Consider the following 322-nt stretch of genomic DNA (forward strand, 5'->3'; position numbering starts at 1 on the left):
CCGACGGCCGTGCCGCCGAGGGGCACCTCCGCGACGCGGGGGAGAGCGGTGCGCACACGCTCGATGCCGAGGCGCACCTGGCGGGCGTAGCCGCCGAACTCCTGACCGAGTGTGACGGGCGTGGCGTCCATGAGGTGGGTGCGGCCCGGCTTGACGGCGTCCTTCCACGCGTCGGCCTTCGCTTCGAGCGAGACGGCGAGGTGGTCGAGCGAGGGGATGAGGTCGTCGATGAGCGCGCTCGTGACCGCGATGTGGACGGAGGTGGGGAACACGTCGTTCGACGACTGCGAGCAGTTGACGTGGTCGTTCGGGTGCACGGGGG

At 71.4% G+C, this 322-nt stretch carries 1 protein-coding gene; it reads right to left on the bottom strand.

The features are described from left to right. Positions 1–322, bottom strand: a 322-nt coding sequence (locus HO151_RS02020) for a lyase family protein (protein ID WP_254594639.1), incomplete at both ends; no start/stop codon positions are given.

The organism is Streptomyces sp. 8P21H-1 (assembly GCF_013302945.1).